A 16965-nucleotide genomic window follows, 5' to 3' on the forward strand; every position below is an offset into this window, starting at 1 on the left:
GGAAGAGGAGGTTGTAGTCGAGTTGCTCGCAGAAGAGCCGCTCGCTTCTCACCGAGTAGAACGCCATCAGGAGACAGGACTTCAGCAAATGCTCCGGCGGAATGCTCGGCCGCCCGGTGCCGCTGTACATCTCATCGAACGTCGGCGAGAGCGCCGCCAGCGCGGCGTCCGCCATGTCCTTCACCCTGCGCAGCGGATGGCCTGCGGGCACCCGGTCTCCCGGCGTCCGCAGGCTGAACAGCGTCGTCTGTTGCTTGGGCCGTCCGCGCATCACTGCCTCCGATGAGCGGAGGACACCACGTCACGCGGCGGGGTGTCGATCCCTCGGAGGGGTTTCTCAACAGCCTGCTAGACGGGCCGGCGCCACAGGTCGGCGAGGTCCGCCGGGAGCTGCGAGGCCACGGCCGCCACCTCGTCGTCTGGAATCCGGTCCCGGATGGCGGTGAACACCACCGACAGGACGCGCAGCGCCTGGTCCCCGGGGATGCGCAGGTGGTCCGCCACGTCGGTGATGAACTCCGCGCGGCCCATGCGCTTCGCGTGGGACGGGCCCCGGTGGATGTTGCACGTCCCGAGGATGGTGCCAATGCCGCCCTTCCCCAGTGACCAGAGCAGCTTGAGGTCCTCGCCATCGGACAGGCGCCGCGCGAGCGTGCAGAACACCGCCTCCGCGCCCTTCCGGGCGTCCACGCCATTCACCTGGAACTCGCGGCTGTTGCCGAGCTCGTCCAGGAAGCCTTGGAGGTCCTGGGGTTCGTCGCGCTCCTTGACCGGCGTGGCGTTGTCGATAGGGGGTTCGGTGTACTCAGCCATGGGGTTGCCTCCTTGAATGCCAGTGCGGCCCGGCCGTGCCGCGCGCCTGTCATGGTGGCCACGGTGGGTGCACGCTTCAGCCGGAGCACGCCGCGCGCCCTGGCCCGTCTCCCCAGGGGCGGGGGCCCGAAAGGGTGCTCCCCGCGCCGCCCGCCTGGGTGAAGAAGCCAGCCAAACCCACGAGCAAGCCAAACTGCACGCCAAGGCGAAGAACACCGTGAGTCACGCCTGAGTCATCGCGCGGGCGGCACGTCCCACAAATGGAGCCGCGGAGAGCAAGGACGGCCAATCGCTGTGGCAGATGGCGCTGCTCGAACTCGGGCGCGCCGCATCATGGCTCCGTTCCTTCCAGCGCCATCGCCGGCCGAACAGCCATGCCCCGGCAGCCTTTGCTCCCTGGCAGGAGGGGCTGCAGGCTATTTCCCGCCCCCGGCATGAGTCTTCCGTGGATGGACAATGCCATCTCCGGGGGAATCAACATGAGGAAGCTTGGATATGGACTACTCGTTTCCACGGGGCTCCTTATCGGCACGCTTGCTGGAGCTCAGGGGACGCCCCAGCCACCGTCCGTGGGACGCCAAGCGGACGACTCGACACGGCCACAGCCGGGCTGCGCCTGTGGGATGACAGGCAGCGGCATGATGGGCCACGGAATGGGCGGTGCGGGAATGAACTGTCCCATGCGCGGAATGGCGGACGTGCAGATGGAGCAGACGCAAGAAGGGGCCACTCTGCACTTCACCGCGAAGAACCCCAGCCAGGTCGAGGACGTTCAGCGCATGGTGGAAGGGATGCAGCGCTGCATGAGCGGAAGCGGCGCCTCGCAGCAGGGTCACCCGGCCTCGCCTCGTCAGCAACAACGCTGAGCCTGGGGGAGGCCACCGCGGCGTCACGAAGACGTCCGCGATGGCCTTGTCACCCAAGCGGTCAGACGCCCCGCTCACCCATGTGCCGCCGGGCGCGGCGCATCGCCATGCTCCGGATGCTGCGGCGGCTCGTGGGTCTCATCGTCCTTCTTGCCGAACCGCTCGCCCAGCCGCGTCTTCATGCGGTCCGCCACGACATAGAAGGCGGGCACCACCAGCAGGCTGAGCACCGTGGACACGGACAGTCCACCGAGCACGGCGATGGACATGGGCGCGCGCGTCTCCGAGCCCGCCCCCAGCGCCAGCGCCGCCGGCACCGCCGCCATCATGGTCGCGGTGGACGTCATGAGGATGGGCCGCAGCCGCACCGGCCCCGCGCGCAGCATGGCCTGCAGCGCGTCCGCACCACGCTCCCGCTCTTGCAGCGCGTAGTCCACCAGGATGATGGAGTTCTTCTTCACGATGCCCATCAGCAGCAACAGGCCAATCATGCTGAAGATGTTCAGCGTGGTGCCCGTGGCGAACAGGGCGAAGGCCGCGCCCGCCACCGACAGCGGCAGAATCGTGAGCACCGTCACCGGGTGCAGGAACGAATTGAACTGCGCGCCCAGCACCATGTACGCCACGCCAATCCCGAGGAAGAGCGCGAAGAACAGGCTGCTCATCGAGTCGCGGAAGGCCACGCTGGCGCCACCCGCCACCACGCGCACACCGCCAGGCAGCTCCTTCGCCAGCCGCTCCACCGTCGCCAGGGCTTCTTCCTGGTTCGAGCTCGGCGCCACGTTCGCGTAGACGCTGATGGCGCGCTCACGGTCCCGCCGGGTGATGGCCTGCAGCGCGGGCCGCTCCTCCTGCGTCACCAGCGACGACAACGGCACCAGCGCGCCGCTGGCCGTCCGGACCTTCAGCGTGGACAGGTCCTCCGGCCTGGAGCGCTGGTCCGCCAGGAGCCGCATGCGCACGTCGATGCGCCGGCCGCCCGTGCTGTACTTGCCTACGCGCACGCCGCCCACCAGCGCGTTGATGGTGGTAGCCACCGACTGGATGGGCACGCCCAGGTCCGCCGCGCGGCCCCGGTCCGGGGTGATGCGCAGCTCCGGCATGCCCAACTGGTAGTCCGTGTCCACGTCCACCACCTTGCCGCTGGCCTGGAGCTTCTCCCGCATCTCCTGGCTGGCCTCCACCAGCTGCTCCCACTCCGAGCCGCGCACGCTGAACTCCACCGGGAAGCCGCGCTGCGCCGTGAAGCCGCTCTGGGACTGGTCCTGCACCACCGCGCGCAGGCCCGGGTAGCTGTTGAACTCCTTGCGGAGGATCTGCTGGAACTCCGCCTGCGGCATGCGCTCGTCGGGCGGCTTCAAGCTGACGAACATCATGCCGGTGTTGACCGCGCCGCTGCCGAAACCGCCGACGACGGAGAAGACGCGCGTCACCTCGGGCCGGCTGCTGGCGAACTCCTCCGCGCGCAGGAACAGGCGGTTCGTCTCTTCGATGTTGCTGCCCACCGCCGTCTGCATGCGCACCAGCAGGCGGCTCTGGTCCTGGGACGGCACGAACTCACCCGGCAGCGCACGGAAGACGAAGACGCTGGAGGCCGTCAGCACCACCGCCGCGCCCAGCACCCACCACGGCCGCTTCAGGCCCCAGGCCAGGGTGCGCGCGTAGACGCGCTCCAGCTTCTCGAAGCCCCGGTCCACCCAGACGCCAATCCGGCTGCGGCCCTCACGCGACGTCTTGAGCAACTGGGCGCAGCGCGCGGGGGCCAGGGTGATGGCCTCCACGTAGGACAGCAGCACCGCCACGCACAGCGTCACGCCGAACTGGAGGAAGTACTTGCCGATGACGCCGCTCATGAAGACGACGGGCAGGAAGATGGCCACCACCGCCGCCGTCGCCGCCAGCGCGGCGAAGGTGATCTCCGCGGTGCCCTCGCGCGCGGCGCGCACCCGGTCCTTCCCCTCTTCGGAGTGCCGGTAGATGTTCTCCAGCACCATGATGGCGTCGTCCACGACGATGCCCACCGCCAGCGCCAGGCCCAGCAACGTGAAGGTGTTGAGCGTGAAGCCCAGGAAGTAGATGACCGCCACCGTCCCCAGCAGCGACATGGGGATGGCCAGCACCACGTTCATCGTGCTGGAGAGCGAGCCCAGGAACACCCAGCACACGAAGGCGGTGAGGATGCACGCGAGCATCAGCTCGAACTCGATTTCGTGGACGCTCTCCTCGATGAACTGCGTCGAGTCGAAGTTGATGCCCAGCTGCATCCCCTCCGGCAGGTCCTTCTGCATCTTGTCCAGCTCGGCCCGGATGCCCTGGGCCACCGCCACGGCGTTGGCGCCGCGCTGCTTCTTGATGCCCAGGCCCTGCGCTGGCTCGCCGTTGATGCGCGCCATGCGGCGCACGTCCTCGAAGCCGTCCTCCACCAGCGCCACGTCCTTCAGGTAGACGGGGAAGCCGCCCTGCTCGCGCACGATGATGCGCCGCAGCGTCTCCAGGTCCAGCGCCTCGCCCATGACGCGGACGTTGACCTCACGGCCCTGCGTCTCGATGCGGCCGGCGGGCAGTTCCACGTGCTCGCGCTGGAGCGCCGCGGACACGTCCGTCACCGTGAGGCCCAGCGCGTCCAGCTTCTGCGCGTCCACCCAGATGCGGACGTTGCGCTCCAGCATGCCGCCCAGCTGAACCTCGCCCACGCCCGGAATCGTCTGGAGCTTCTCCTTCACGCGATAGCGGGCGTAGTCACTCACCACCTGCTGGCTGAAGGGCCCGGACACGCCGACCCAGAGGATGGGTTGGTCCTCCGGGTTGGACTTGGAGATGATGGGCGGATCGATGTCCAGCGGCAGCCGGCGCTGCACCTGGCTCACCTTGGTCTGCACGTCCTGGAGCGCCAGGTCCACGTTGCGCGACAGGTCCAGCTCGACGGTGATGTTGCCGCCGCCCTGGCGCGCGGTGGAGTTGATGGCCGTGACGCCCTCCACCTGCGTCACCGCTTCCTCGATGAACTCGAGGACGTCGCTCTCCACCGCCTCCGGGTTGGCGCCTTCCCACGTGACGGAGATGTTGATGGTGGGGAAGTCGACGTCCGGGAACTGGCTGATGCCAATACGCTGCGCGGCCACCAGTCCGAAGACGATGGTGGCCGCCATGATCATCCACGCCAGGACGGGCTTCTTGATGCACGCCTCGGTGATGTTCATGGCCGGGCGCCTCCGCCGCCGCTGGCGGCCTCCGGCTCCAGCCGGGGCTCACCCGTGAAGGTGGGCTTGGGTCCCTCCGCCACGCGCACGCTGGCCCCGTCGCGCAGGGCCTCACCGCCGCGAATCACCAGCAGCTCACCGGGCTTCACGCCGTCACGGACCTCCACGCGGCCATCCGCGGTGCGCAGGCCCAGCTCCAGCACGCGCTCACGCGCCTTGTTGTCCTCCACCACGTAGGCCAGGAAGCCGCGCTCGCTGGCGCGCACCGCCGTCTGCGGAATCACCGGACTGCCGCCGCGCGTGTCCACGGGCACCGCCACCGTGGCGAAGGCGCCCGGCCGGAGCCGCTCGGCGTCCTCACCGGTGACTTCCGCCGTCACCGGCACCATGCGGCTGGCATCATCCGCGGCGGCGGCCACGTGTGTGATCTTCGCCGTGAAAGCGCCACCCTCCGCGGCCCGGACGGAGAAGCGCGCCGTCATGCCGGGCTGGATGCGGGACACGTCCGCCGCCGGAACCGTGAAGCGCAGCAGCAACGGCTCGCGCCGCAGCAGCGTGGCCAACACGACGCCGGGCTGCACATACTGCCCCGTCTGCACGGTGCGCGTCTGGAGCACGCCGTCCATGGGCGCGCGCACATAGGCGTCACGCTGGTTGAGTTGCGCCTGGTCCAGCAGCGCCTTCGCCGCCGCCACGTCCGCCTCCGCCGTGCGCGCGCGCGCCTCGAAGGTCTCCAACTGCTCGGCGGGCAGAAGACCGGGGCTGGCCTGGTTCACCGCGGTGCGGCGCTTCGCACCGGCCTCCGCCTCCACCAGCGTGGCGCGGGCTCGCGCCAGCGCGGCCTCCGCGGACCGCACGGCGATGGCGTAGCGGGCGGGCTCGATCTCCGCAAGCACCGCGCCCTTCTTCACCGACTGCCCTTCCGCGAAGAGCACCCGCTCCACGGCCCCCGGCACGCGGGCGGTGATCTGCACCCGCTCGAAGGCCTCCACGGAGCCCACCGCGTCCACCACGTACTCCACGTCCCGCGACTCCACCGGAGCCACCTCGACGGGGAACTGGATGGCGGCTCGGCCGCGACCCGCCGGCGCTGCTCCGCCTGGGGTGCTTTGCGCGTCCTTCTTGCAGCCAGCCCCCAGGGCCAGCGCGGCCACGGCCAGACCCAACGTTCCTGCGCGTCGCATTTCCTTCACGGTTCCTTCCCCAATGGGTCGAGTCCGACTGCCGCCCGCAGCCCCAGCAGCGCCACGCCCAGCGCGAACCGGCTCTGGGCATACGCCACCTCCGCCTCGAACTGCCGCAGCGAGGCGTCCGCCACCGTCAGCGCCGTGGACAAGCCCTGACGGTAGAGAATCCCCTGCTCCTCCGCGTTCTGCCGGGCCGTGCGGACCGCCAGGTCGCTCTGTGCCAGGGCGGCCTGGGCATTCTCCAGCGCCACCCTCGCCTGCTCGATGTCCACGTCCACCCGGCGCGTGGTGGCCTGGACCTGGAGCTCCGCCGCCCTCGCCAGGGCCACGCGCTCCCGGCGTTCGGCATAGCGCTCGCCGCCGTCGAAGAAGTTCCAGATGAGGTTGACGCCCAGGAAGCCGTCACCCGTGCGGCCCGCGAGTCCGGCCTCGTTCGTGAGGCGGTAGGTGGCGGATGCGCCCAGCGTGGGCAGCAGCCGGGCGAGCGGCTCCTTGGCGCTCTCCTCCAGCGCGTCCACCCGCAGCCGCGCGGCCAGGATGTCCGGCCGGCGGTCCAGGGCCCCATCCGCCAGGGAGGCGTGGGCCTGTAGCGGCCGGCTGGCGTCCGACAGCAGCGCGTCCGGTGAGGCCAGGGTGCCCTTGACCGAAGACACCAGCAGGAAGCCCAGCTCCAGGCGCGTGGTCTGCGCGGCGTTGCGCGCGTTGGACATCTGCACCTCGGCGCTGGCCGCCTCTAGCTCCGCGCGCGTCACATCGTTGCTGCTGGCCAGACCCGCCTTGGCGCGGGCCGACGCGTCCTGAAGTGACTGGCGTGCGAACGCGAGGCGCTGCTCGGCGGCGCGGTACACCTGCTCCTGGGCCAGGGTCGCGAGGAAGGCGTTGGCGGCCTCGAAGCCAATCTGCCGGCGCGCCTCCACGGCCTCCAGTTCCGCCGCGTCGCCGTCCCTCCGCGCCGCGCGGTACAGGAAGATGCCGCGCGCGTCGAACAGCGGCAGGGAGGCGACGAAGTTGGCGTTGAAGGCGTTGTTGCGCTGGATGACCACCGTCTGGCCACCCACTTCGCGCGTCACCTCGTTCAGACGCCGGGTGTAGGTGCCCGTTCCCGTCAGCTCTGGAAAGAAGAAGGCCCGGGCCCGAGCCAGCCGGGCCCGGGCGGCCTCCGACTGCTGCTCGGCGGCCAGCGCCACCTCGTTACGCTTCGCGGCAAGTTGCACCGCCTGTTCCAGCGTCAGCGGACCACCTTCCGTGGACAGGGCTTCCGCGGGCGGAGGCTGGGACGAAGGACTTGCGGGGGCACCCTTCGTGGATTCGGAGGCGACAGGTGCGCCCTCCTCGGTCGCGGGCTGCTGCCCCGAAGCACTGGACGCGGTCAGGGCGAGCCAGGCGCAGAGGGGCACGGTGATGGCGTGACGGGGTCTATGCATGAACGGGCGGGGAAGGCTCGGGCGTCGGGGGGCGGGCCGGCGCGCCATCTAAACGGAGGTGGAGAGAAGGGGCCATGACGATTCGGCGTCTGGACGCTGGCCTGTGCGACGGATTATGGGTGGCGTTGGGTTCTCCTGGGTTCCGTAGCTCAATGTAGAAAGATTGCGGGCGCCACCAAGCGCCTGGGAATGCTCGGCCGATGCGTTTATTCCTGATGGGTTGTGTTCTTGCGGTGGTGGTCCCCTTTTCCGGTTGCCGGAAGCAGGAAGACCCACCCAATGCCGGGGCCATCCGCGTAAGCGTCTCGTATGCGACGTTTCGTCCGGGCTGTCTCACGCTGACCGTCACGGACGTGGACGAACCCAGCCGCACCGAGACCGCCAACGTCCGGATGGATCCTTCTGCCCGCAGCGACACGCGGACGGTGGCCATCCTGGGCCGGGAGGGCTGGAGCCGGAACCTGCGGCTCACCGCGACCGCCAACGAGCGCTCCTGCAACGGCCCCGTGGTGGCACAGCACGAGGTCACCGCGCAGGTGCCCACCGTGGGCACCACGACCGTGGCTCTCGACCTGCGCGCCCTGGACCTGGATGACGATGACTACGTCACCAGCGAGGGCGCCTTCCCTGGCTCGGATTGCGACGACGACGACCCGGACATCCACCCCGGCGCGACGGAGCTGTGCGACGGCGTGGACAACAACTGCGTCAACGGCGAAGCGGATGCCCCCGGCGGCGCGACCTACTACCGCGACGCGGACGGTGATGGTTTCGGCGACCCGCACGCCCTGCCCAACCTCTCCTGCACGCCTCCCGCGGGCTATGTCCTGGAGGCCGGTGACTGCAACGATCAGGACCCCAACATCCGCCCTAGACAGGTCGAGCTGGTCTGCGACGGCAAGGACGACAACTGCGATGGGAAAATCGACAACGACCCGTTCGATGTGAGCGCGCCGTGCCTGACCGAGCAGAACTGCGCCGGCGCCATGCAGTGCGCGAGCACCTCGCTGACGACCTGCGTCAGCAGCGAGACGCCGCGGGAGTGGTTCGTGGACGAGGACGGTGACGGCCAGGCGGGAACCTCCGTGGGGCTCTGGTGCGCCAACCCACCGCAGGACGCCGTGGAGCACAACACGGACTGTGATGACAGCTCGCGCTTCGTGTCGAACACGGCCACCGAGGTGTGCGACCGGCTGGACAACGACTGCGACGGACAGGTGGACGAAGACCTGGCGGGCTGCGACGCCGTGGCCTGGACGACGACGAACGCGACGCCCTCCTCGATTGTCTGGGAGACGGTGGCTGCGTACCCCGGCAACAAGGGCTGGCTCGCGGGACGCGACGACCGCGTCGCCCACGTCGATGGCGGGACGATCACCCCCGTGGCGAACTGCCCGGGCCAGTGGAAGTCCTCCTGGGTGACGAACAGCGGCCGCGTGTTCCTGGGCAACAGCGCGGGCAAGTTCACCACCCGGCTGCCGACCGACACTGGCGCGTGTGTCAACGTGAATGGCCCCGGGAACGCCAGCATCAACGGGATGGTGGGCTTCGAAAGCGGCAACCGCGTGGCGCTGTACGCGGTGGACAGCCAGGGCCGCATCCTCCTCTGGAACTACGAGGAGGGCGCCCCCACCCAGACGGCCCCCGAGGAGCTCACGCGGCTCAACGACAACCTCAAGTCCATTGACGGTACCAGCCCGCGGACGCTGTTCGCCGCGGGCGCCGAGGCCCAGGGCGGCACCAACCGCCCCGTGGTCTGGCGCGGCCCCACGGAGGACGGCGGCACGTGGCAGAAGGAAGCCCTGGGCAACGTCGGGGCGACCGAATTCCTCTTCGGCATCCAGGTGCTCTCACCGAACCATGTCTACGCCGTGGGTGACAAAGGCCTCTTCCTGGAGCGCGCGGGCACGACGTGGAGCGTGAAGCCCGCCATCACCCTGCCAACCTCGGCCCCGGCGGACATCCGCGGACTGGTGGCCTTCGGCAGCAAGGCCATCTACGCCGTGAGCTCCGGAACGAACAACGTCCACTTCTTCAACGGCACGACCTGGAGCACCGCCTTCACGCCGTCCAGCCCCATGAACGCGCTGAGCGGAACCGGCCCGGCCGACATCTGGGTGGCGGGCCACAGCGGCGCGCTCGCGCGCTGGCGGCCCTGAGGCGGCGGGCGGGCGGACACCATGGACCTGCGCGCGGACGGCCTCACGGTGCGGTACGGAGCGAGGCAGGTCCTGTCCGGCGTGAGCTGCGCGCTGCCGCCCGGGACGCAGGCACTGGTCCTGGGGCGCTCGGGCGCGGGGAAGACGACGCTGGTGAAGGCCCTGGCCGGCCTGGTGCGGCCCACGGAGGGCCGCGTGCTGTGGAATGGGCAGGATGCGGCGCGTCTGACGGCCGCCGAGCGGCGCGAGCAGCAGGCGTCGTTCGGCATGGTGTTCCAGACGGACGCACTGTTCGACTCGATGACGGTGCTGGAGAACGTCATGGCGCCACTCACCCGGCGCCACGTCCCGGAGGCCGAGGCCCGGGCCCGCGCCAGTGACGTGCTGCGGGCGGTAGGGCTTTCGGACGCGGCGGATACGCTGCCAGAGCGCCTGTCTGGCGGCATGAAGAAGCGCGCGGGAATCGCGCGGGCCCTGGCGGCGCGTCCGTCGGTGGTGCTGGCGGATGACCCGTTCGCGGGGTTGGATCCGGGCACGGCGCGGCAGGTGGCCCGGGTGCTGCTGGACGTATCCCAGGGAGGCACGCTGCTGGTCGTGGCGACGGAGGCCCCGATGGACCTGCCCCTGCCCCGCTGGCTGTACCTGCGGAGTGGCCGGCTGGTTCATGACGGGCTCCCCGCGCCCGAGTGGGAGGATGCACCGGACGAGGTGCCGGCATGACGCGAAGTGCGCGAGCACATCCAGGCGCCATGTCGCGCCACCCGGAAGGCGCGGCCACAGCCGCGCCGCCGCCGAGTCTGCCCCGGGATGAGATGCCGCCATGGCGCTCCTGACGAGGCTCGGACGAACGGCGCTGGACGCGCTCCGCGGAACCGGCGCGCTGGGCCTGGTCGTGGGCCGCACGGTGCTGGCGCTGCCGAAACTGGAGCGCCGCGAGCTGGGCCGTGCGCTGGTGCAATTCGGCTACGGCTCGCTGCCGCTCGCCCTGGCCACGGCGGCGCTGGCCGGCATCATCGTGGTGCTGCAGTCGGGCATCTACGTCCAGCGCTTCGGCGCGAGGGCCTTCCTCGGCTGGGCGGCGGGTTATGGCGTGCTGTGGGAGTTCGGCCCGCTGCTGCTGGGCCTCATCATGTCGGCGCGGCTCGGCGCGAGAAACGCGGCGGAGCTGGCGCTGATGCAGGTGGGCGGACAGATTGAAGGGCTGAGGGGCATCGGCCTGGACCCCTTCGCCATCCTCGTCGCGCCTCGCGTGGTGGCCATGGAGGTCAGCATGCTGGCGCTCAGCGGCGTCACCTTCGCGGTGGCCATCCTCTTCGAGTCCGTGGCCGCCCTGCTCGCCCTGGGCCTTCCGGTGCGCGTCTTCTTCGGCACCTTCTCCCAGCTTCTGGGTCCGCTCGACCTCCTAGGCGGCGTGGTGAAGACGGGCATCTTCGGACTGGCCATCGCCCTGCTGTCCACCACCGTGGGCCTGTCCGCTCGAGGCGGCGCACACGCCGTGGGCCAGGCGGCGGCCAACGCGGTGGTGCGCAGCTGCGCGGCCATCTTCGTCCTCGACTTCGCCCTCACGTCCTTGCTCGCGGGGTGGATGGGATGAGCGGCGTGCGGTCCTTCTTCGGAGCGCCGGTGGTGATGCTGGCCCGCACGGTGCGGGCCTCCACCCGGGACGGCGTGCCCTGGCGCGAGTCCCTGGCGCAGCTCCACGAGCTGGGCGGGCGCAGCGTGTGGCTGGTGATGTCCGGCATGGCCTTCTTCGGCGCGGTGCTTGTCACCATCGCCAACAGCCAGGCACGGCGCTTCGTGGGCAACGTGGCGGTGCTGGGGCCCGCGTACTTCGAGCTGCTCATTCGAGAGCTGGGCCCGGCGGTGTCCGCGCTGCTCACAGCCTCACGCGCGGGCGCTGCTCACGCGGCCGAGCTGTCCACCATGAGCGTCAACGAACAGGTGGAGGCCCTGGAGATGTCCGCGGGCGACCCCTACGCGGACCTCGTCGCGCCCCGGGTGTTCGCGGGCGTGGTGGGCGTGCCCCTGCTGTGTACTCTGGGCACCATCGCGGCCACGCTGTCCGCGGCGGCGGTGGCGCAGTTCGCCTTCGGCGTGGACGGGCGGGCCTTCATGGACCCGCGCTACGTGGACGGATGGGACTTGCTGGCCGCGTTCCTGAAGGCCGCGGGCTGCGGGCTTTACATTCCGCTGGCGGCGGCGGTGGCGGGCCTCAAGGCGCGCGGCGGCGCCGAGGCCGTGGGCGAGGCCACCACCGACGGCGTGGTGGCGGCGAGCCTGGGGTGCCTGCTCATTGACCTCGCCGTGTCGCTGGCCTTCCAGCTGCTGCGCCTGTGAGCGAGCCCCGCGCATGACGCCCCTTCCCGACAGCGAGGCCCTGCGATTCCGGGACGTGCACGTCGCGTTCGACGAGGGACGCCGGCGCGTGCTCGCGGGGCTCACGGCGGAGGTGTCCACGAAGGAGCTGACGTTCATCGCGGGCGCCAGTGGCACCGGGAAGAGCGTGCTGTGCCGGCTGGCGGTGGGACTGCTGCGCCCGGACGCGGGCGAAGTGGTGCTGTGGGGGGAGCGCGTGGACTCCAGACCCGAGCGCGAGCTGGTGCCACTGCGCCGACAGGCGCCCTACCTGGTGCAGGGCCCGGCGCTGTTGGACTGGCGCACGCTCCGGCAGAACGTATGGCTGGCGGACCCGGCGGCGTCCGTGGACGACGTGGACGCCGCGCTGGCGCAGGTGGGGCTGCTGGATTGGGCGGACCGGCTGCCACCGGAGCTGGGGCCCGGAGCGAAGAAACGGACGGCCATCGCCCGGGCGTTGGTGCTCAAGCCGCGCTATCTCCTCTTCGACGAGCCGACGACGGGCCTGGACCGGAAGGCGGCGGGCCAGGTGGAGGAGGTGCTCGCGTCGCTGAAGGCGCGGGGCCTTGGGGGGATGGTGGTGTCCCACGATTATCGGCAGCTGAAGGCGCTGGCGGACCGGGTGCTGGTGGTGGCGAACAAGCAATGTGCCTACCTGGGCACGCCGAAGGGCTTCCTGGAGTCCTCCGCGCCCGAGCTGCGAGTACTGACAGCGCCATTCATGGAGGGCGCGACGGATGGATGAGCGACGGCTGGAGCTGAAGGTGGGCGCCCTGGTGCTGGCCGCCATCGTGGGCGTGCTGGTGTTGCTGTGGCTGATGGGCGAATTGAAGCTGGGCTCGGAGACGGGGCTGGCGGTGGACTTCGGCCACACGGGGAACGTGGTGGAGGGCGCCCCCGTGAAGCTGGGCGGCGTGCAGGTGGGCCGCGTGCAGGACATCCAGCTCCAGCCCGAGCGGCGGGACGCCCAGGGACGCCCGCTGCCCGTGCGGATGGAGCTCGCGGTGGCGCCGGAGGCCGTGGGCGCGCTGCGCCAGGACGCGCGCGTGACGGTGGCCACGGTGGGCATCCTGGGAGAGCCCTATCTGGAGCTGAACCCGGGCTCGGCGCCGGAGCGGCTGCCCGCGGGCACGGCCGTGCGGGGAACGGACGCGCCCCGGCTGGACGTCCTTGCCGAGCAGCTCACCCGCTTCGTGGACCTGCTGTCCCAGATGCTGGAGGAGGACCCGGAGGCCATCCGCGGCCTCGCGGCGAACGTCTCCCGGCTGGCGCGGACGCTGGACCAGTTGCTGACGGAGAACCGGGGCGACGTGAAGGTGCTGGCGTCCGAGCTGGCGGCGGCCTCGAAGGACTTGCGCCAGCTCGCGGGCCTGGCGCGCGAGGCCTTCCAGCCTGGAGGCAAGGGCGCGCGGTTGTTGGACGATGCCTCGGCGGCGGCGGCCATCGTTCGTCGCGACCTGCCGGGGCTGACGAAGTCCGCCGGGACGACGTTGGACGGACTGGCGGCCGTGACGGGCCCGCTGGGGCCCGAGGACGGCGCGCGGGTCAAGGTCGCGCTGGAGCGCCTCACCTCGGCCTCGGGCCAACTGGAGAGCATCGCGGCCCGAGCGGACCGGGTGCTGGCGAAGCTCGAGGCCGGCGAGGGCACCGTGGGCGCGGCGCTCCAGGACGGCACGCTCTACGAGGAGCTGCGCATGCTGGTGACAGACCTCCGCAAGCACCCGTGGAAGGTGCTTTGGAAGGACTGAGGCCCGGGCGTCGGGCACCTATCAGGACGCAGCGTGAAGGCCTGCAAACACGGGCCCAACTGTTCAGGGTGTGGCCTCCCCCCATTCTGGGAGCGCACCAAACCATTGCTGGTGGTACAAGCCCGGGCCGTGAAAGCCCCCCAGCCCCCCGCCCCCGTTGAGGCCACCTTCGATTCCCTGGGCTTGAAGCCCGCGCTCGTCGAGGCGCTCAGTGCGCTCGGCTACGAGGAGCCCACCCCCATCCAGGCCGCCGCCCTCCCGCCACTGCTCGCGGGGAAGGACCTGCTCGGCATCGCCGCCACCGGCACCGGAAAGACGGCCGCCTTCGCCCTGCCCCTGCTCAACCACGTGGAGCCCGGCGCGTGCCGGCCCAACACCACGTCCGCGTTGGTGCTGGTCCCCACGCGAGAGCTGGCCATGCAGGTCTCCGAGGCCATCCACCGCTACGGCCAGAAGCTCGGCATCTCCGTGCTGCCCCTGTACGGCGGCCAGGTCATTGGCCAGCAGCTCCGCGTCCTCAAGCGCGGCGTGGACGTCGTCGTCGCCACGCCGGGCCGCGCGCTGGACCACCTCCGCCGTGGCACGTTGCAGCTCGATGACGTGCGCGTCGTCGTGCTCGACGAGGCCGACGAGATGCTCGACATGGGCTTCGCCGAGGACCTGGAGGCCATCCTCTCCGGCACGCCCGAGGACCGGCAGACGGCCCTCTTCTCCGCCACGCTCCCTCCGCGCATCGCCAGCATCGCCGAGCGTCACCTGCACGAGCCCGTGCGCGTGAAGATTGCCCGCGAGAAGGTGGAACAGGGGGAGATTCCCCGCGTCCGGCAGACGGCCTACGTCGTGCCGCGCGCCTTCAAGATCGCCACCCTGGGCCGCCTGCTCGACGTGGAGTCGCCCACCGCGGCCATCATCTTCTGCCGCACGCGCACGGAGGTGGACGACCTCACCGTCTCCCTCAACGGCCGTGGCTGGCGTGCCCACGCCCTGCATGGCGGCATGACGCAGGAGCAGCGAGACCGCGTCATCAAGCAGCTCAAGTCCCAGGGCACCGACCTGCTGGTGGCCACCGACGTCGCGGCGCGCGGCCTGGACATCCCCCGCCTGTCCCACGTGGTGAACTTCGACGTCCCCAACGCGCCCGAGGCCTACGTGCACCGCATCGGCCGCACGGGCCGCGCCGGCCGCGAGGGCGTGGCCATCACCCTGGTGGAGCCCCGCGAGCACCGGCTGCTGCGCAACATCGAGCGCGTCACCGGCCAGCGCATCGAAGTGGCCACCGTGCCCACCGTCGCGGACATGCGCGAGAAGCGGCAGGAGATGCTGCGCGCATCCCTGCGCGAGACGCTGGTGACCGGTGAGTACGACTCCCTCCGCAACGTGGTGGAGAGCCTGGCCAGCGAGTTCGACGCCATGGACATCGCCGCCGCCGCCGTGAAGCTCCTCCATGAGGCCCAGGACGAGGGCCGCGACACGGAGGAGACGGAGATCCCCGTCGTCGCGCCGCCGCAGGAGCGCCGTGAGCGCACGGGCAAGTTCGGAGCGCCCTCGGGGCGTCCAGGCCGTCCGGAGCGCGGCCCGAAGGCCCGCGGTGGCCCGCCGACGTGGGACGTCACCCGCCTGTGGATTGGCGCCGGCCGTCACGCCGGCGTGCGCCCCGCCGACCTGGTGGGCGCCATCGCCGGGGAAGCGGGCGTCGAGTCCTCCAAGATTGGCGCCATCCAGATTGGCGACGCCTTCTCCCTGGTGGAGGTGCCGGAGTCCGAGGCCAACCGCATCATCGCCGCGCTGAAGAACGCCACCCTGCGCGGCAAGAAGGTGCTCGTCCGCAAGGACCGGAGCTGACCTTCCGACTCAAAGGGAAGTGCCCGCCTCGTGAGTGGGAGGATGACGAGCAAACCCGTCACGCTCACGAGGAGGGCTGAAATCCGTCAGGCCACCGGCTCGACCTGCGCGGCGGCTTCTTCCCGAGGCTCGGTGTTCGTCCGGCGCCGGGAGAAGAACCGGCGCCACGACAGCGCGAAGCCCGTGTAGACGAGGAACACGCCGCCCAGCGACGCGATGGCGGCGACCAACTGGCCCAGGAGCCCCAGCGCCTCGCCGGTGTGCAGGAAGCGCAGCCAGGTGCGCAGCTTCCGGCCGCTGTTGTAGTCCGCGTACGTCTCCTGCTTCGCCACCTCGCCCGAAAAGGGGTTGAGGGACACCTGCTTGGAGGAGAACGGCGGCCACGCATCCGCCTCGCGGAGGCTGACTGTCACCGCGTCCACGCCGTCCGCGCCCCCCTTCCCGCCCCGCTCGCCCTTCGCCTCCGGACCACGGCCACCCTGCGCGGGAGCCCCGCCCGGACGCGCTCCGCCGCCCAGGCGCACCGTGGCGGACGACCAGGTGGGCGACGTCTTCTGCGCTTCGGCGATGAGGGCATCCATCGGCTTGCGCGGCGTCTCCACGTCGGGCGCGGGCACCTTCACCGACGCCGAGCCCGGCGGCCCCTGCCTCGCCGGAGCCTCGTGGCCCATCGCGGTGTAGACGAGGTCGGAGGCCCACTTGTACGAGATGACCATGCCCGACGCCGTGAGCACGATGAGCACCGGCAGCGACCAGAAGCCGATGACGTTGTGCCAGTTCCAGTCGCGCGCCTTGCCCTTCAGCCCACGCCGGAACCACAGCGACGGCCGCATGGCGCGCAGCGTCCACTTGCGCGGCCACCACAGGTACAGGCCGGAGATGGCCAGGAAGAGGAACACCGCGTTGCTCGCGCCGGTGATCGCCTTGCCCACCGCGCGGTTGTCGCCGCCGGCGGCCAGCCACCGGTGGAGCTCCACGTTCCATTGGAGGAAGCCGCGCAGGCCCGTCGCGCCATTCCCCAGCACCTCGCCGGTGAAGGGGTTGACGTAGGTCACAGAGCCCCGGCCGACGCTCACGAGCACCGAGGACGTCGGCTCCGGATACACCGTCACGCCGGAGGGCTGTCCGTCCGTCCGCACAGCGCGGACGCGCTCGACCAACGCCTCCACGGGGAGCCGGGGCGCGTCTGGAGACGGCGGCTGCACCGTCCGGACATCCCGCTCCGCCCATTCGATGAGCTGCTTCTCGAAGGCGATGACCACGCCCGTGAAGGACATGATCGCAATCACCAGCCCGGTGGCGATTCCGGCGATGAGATGAATCCAGAAGATGATGTTTCGGAAGGTGCGCATGAAACGGCTCCAGCGCGGG

14 protein-coding genes are annotated in these 16965 nt (G+C 70.7%); 8 read left to right on the forward strand and 6 right to left on the reverse strand.

The annotated features are described in order from the left end of the window. Window positions 1–271 (reverse strand): transposase (locus tag BLU09_RS34445; protein ID WP_167371221.1); only part of this gene is annotated, 271 nt, incomplete at its 3' end. A 77-nt stretch (window positions 272–348) separates the two neighbouring features. Continuing rightward, on the reverse strand, window positions 349–813 hold the full coding sequence (locus BLU09_RS34450; RefSeq protein WP_090495242.1) for a DUF2267 domain-containing protein: 465 nt from the start codon (window positions 811–813) through the stop codon (window positions 349–351). 680 nt (window positions 814–1493) lie between these two features. On the opposite strand from BLU09_RS34450, the gene BLU09_RS34455 reads away from it, so the two are divergent. Next, window positions 1494–1679, forward strand: a complete 186-nt coding sequence (locus BLU09_RS34455; protein ID WP_090495245.1) for a hypothetical protein — start codon at window positions 1494–1496, stop codon at window positions 1677–1679. Between the two features lie 74 nt (window positions 1680–1753). Here the strand turns inward: BLU09_RS34455 and BLU09_RS34460 are convergent, their stop codons facing one another. The 3 genes from BLU09_RS34460 to BLU09_RS34470 are packed head-to-tail and all read right to left on the reverse strand — an operon-like array spanning window position 1754 to window position 7490. Next, window positions 1754–4879, reverse strand: coding sequence for an efflux RND transporter permease subunit (locus tag BLU09_RS34460; protein WP_090495248.1), 3126 nt, complete (start codon window positions 4877–4879; stop codon window positions 1754–1756). Beyond that, on the reverse strand, window positions 4876–6063 hold the full coding sequence (locus BLU09_RS34465; protein ID WP_090495439.1) for an efflux RND transporter periplasmic adaptor subunit: 1188 nt from the start codon (window positions 6061–6063) through the stop codon (window positions 4876–4878). Before BLU09_RS34465 ends, BLU09_RS34460 begins: the two co-directional genes overlap by 4 nt. A gap of 5 nt (window positions 6064–6068) precedes the next feature. Continuing rightward, window positions 6069–7490, reverse strand: a complete 1422-nt coding sequence (locus tag BLU09_RS34470; protein WP_090495250.1) for a TolC family protein — start codon at window positions 7488–7490, stop codon at window positions 6069–6071. Between the two features lie 392 nt (window positions 7491–7882). Here BLU09_RS34470 and BLU09_RS34475 point away from each other — a divergent pair, with 392 nt between their 5' ends. From BLU09_RS34475 to BLU09_RS34505, 7 genes are all read left to right on the forward strand, one after another. After that, window positions 7883–9649, forward strand: a complete 1767-nt coding sequence (locus BLU09_RS34475) for a putative metal-binding motif-containing protein (protein ID WP_244172282.1) — start codon at window positions 7883–7885, stop codon at window positions 9647–9649. 21 nt (window positions 9650–9670) lie between these two features. Further along, window positions 9671–10369 (forward strand): ABC transporter ATP-binding protein, encoded by a 699-nt coding sequence (locus tag BLU09_RS34480; RefSeq protein WP_090495255.1) that lies wholly within the window; start codon window positions 9671–9673, stop codon window positions 10367–10369. 100 nt (window positions 10370–10469) lie between these two features. Next, window positions 10470–11243 (forward strand): MlaE family ABC transporter permease, encoded by a 774-nt coding sequence (locus tag BLU09_RS34485; RefSeq protein WP_011553919.1) that lies wholly within the window; start codon window positions 10470–10472, stop codon window positions 11241–11243. Next, window positions 11240–11986, forward strand: coding sequence for an MlaE family ABC transporter permease (locus BLU09_RS34490; RefSeq protein ID WP_090495258.1), 747 nt, complete (start codon window positions 11240–11242; stop codon window positions 11984–11986). The genes BLU09_RS34485 and BLU09_RS34490 overlap by 4 nt, the downstream gene beginning before the upstream one ends. 13 nt (window positions 11987–11999) lie before the next feature. Then, on the forward strand, window positions 12000–12749 hold the full coding sequence (locus BLU09_RS34495) for an ABC transporter ATP-binding protein (protein ID WP_090495261.1): 750 nt from the start codon (window positions 12000–12002) through the stop codon (window positions 12747–12749). Further along, complete coding sequence (locus tag BLU09_RS34500) at window positions 12742–13752, forward strand: MlaD family protein (protein WP_090495264.1); 1011 nt, start codon at window positions 12742–12744, stop codon at window positions 13750–13752. Before BLU09_RS34495 ends, BLU09_RS34500 begins: the two co-directional genes overlap by 8 nt. 129 nt (window positions 13753–13881) lie before the next feature. Then, complete coding sequence (locus BLU09_RS34505) at window positions 13882–15594, forward strand: DEAD/DEAH box helicase (protein WP_225887708.1); 1713 nt, start codon at window positions 13882–13884, stop codon at window positions 15592–15594. Window positions 15595–15680: 86 nt separating this feature from the next. On the opposite strand, the gene BLU09_RS34510 is transcribed toward BLU09_RS34505, so the two are convergent. Continuing rightward, window positions 15681–16946 carry a PepSY-associated TM helix domain-containing protein gene (locus BLU09_RS34510; RefSeq protein ID WP_090495270.1) on the reverse strand — a complete coding sequence of 422 codons (1266 nt, stop codon included), beginning with the start codon at window positions 16944–16946 and terminating at the stop codon, window positions 15681–15683. Window positions 16947–16965 lie beyond the last annotated feature (19 nt).

Origin of the sequence: Myxococcus virescens, from assembly GCF_900101905.1 — a bacterium.
GTDB lineage: Bacteria > Myxococcota > Myxococcia > Myxococcales > Myxococcaceae > Myxococcus > Myxococcus virescens.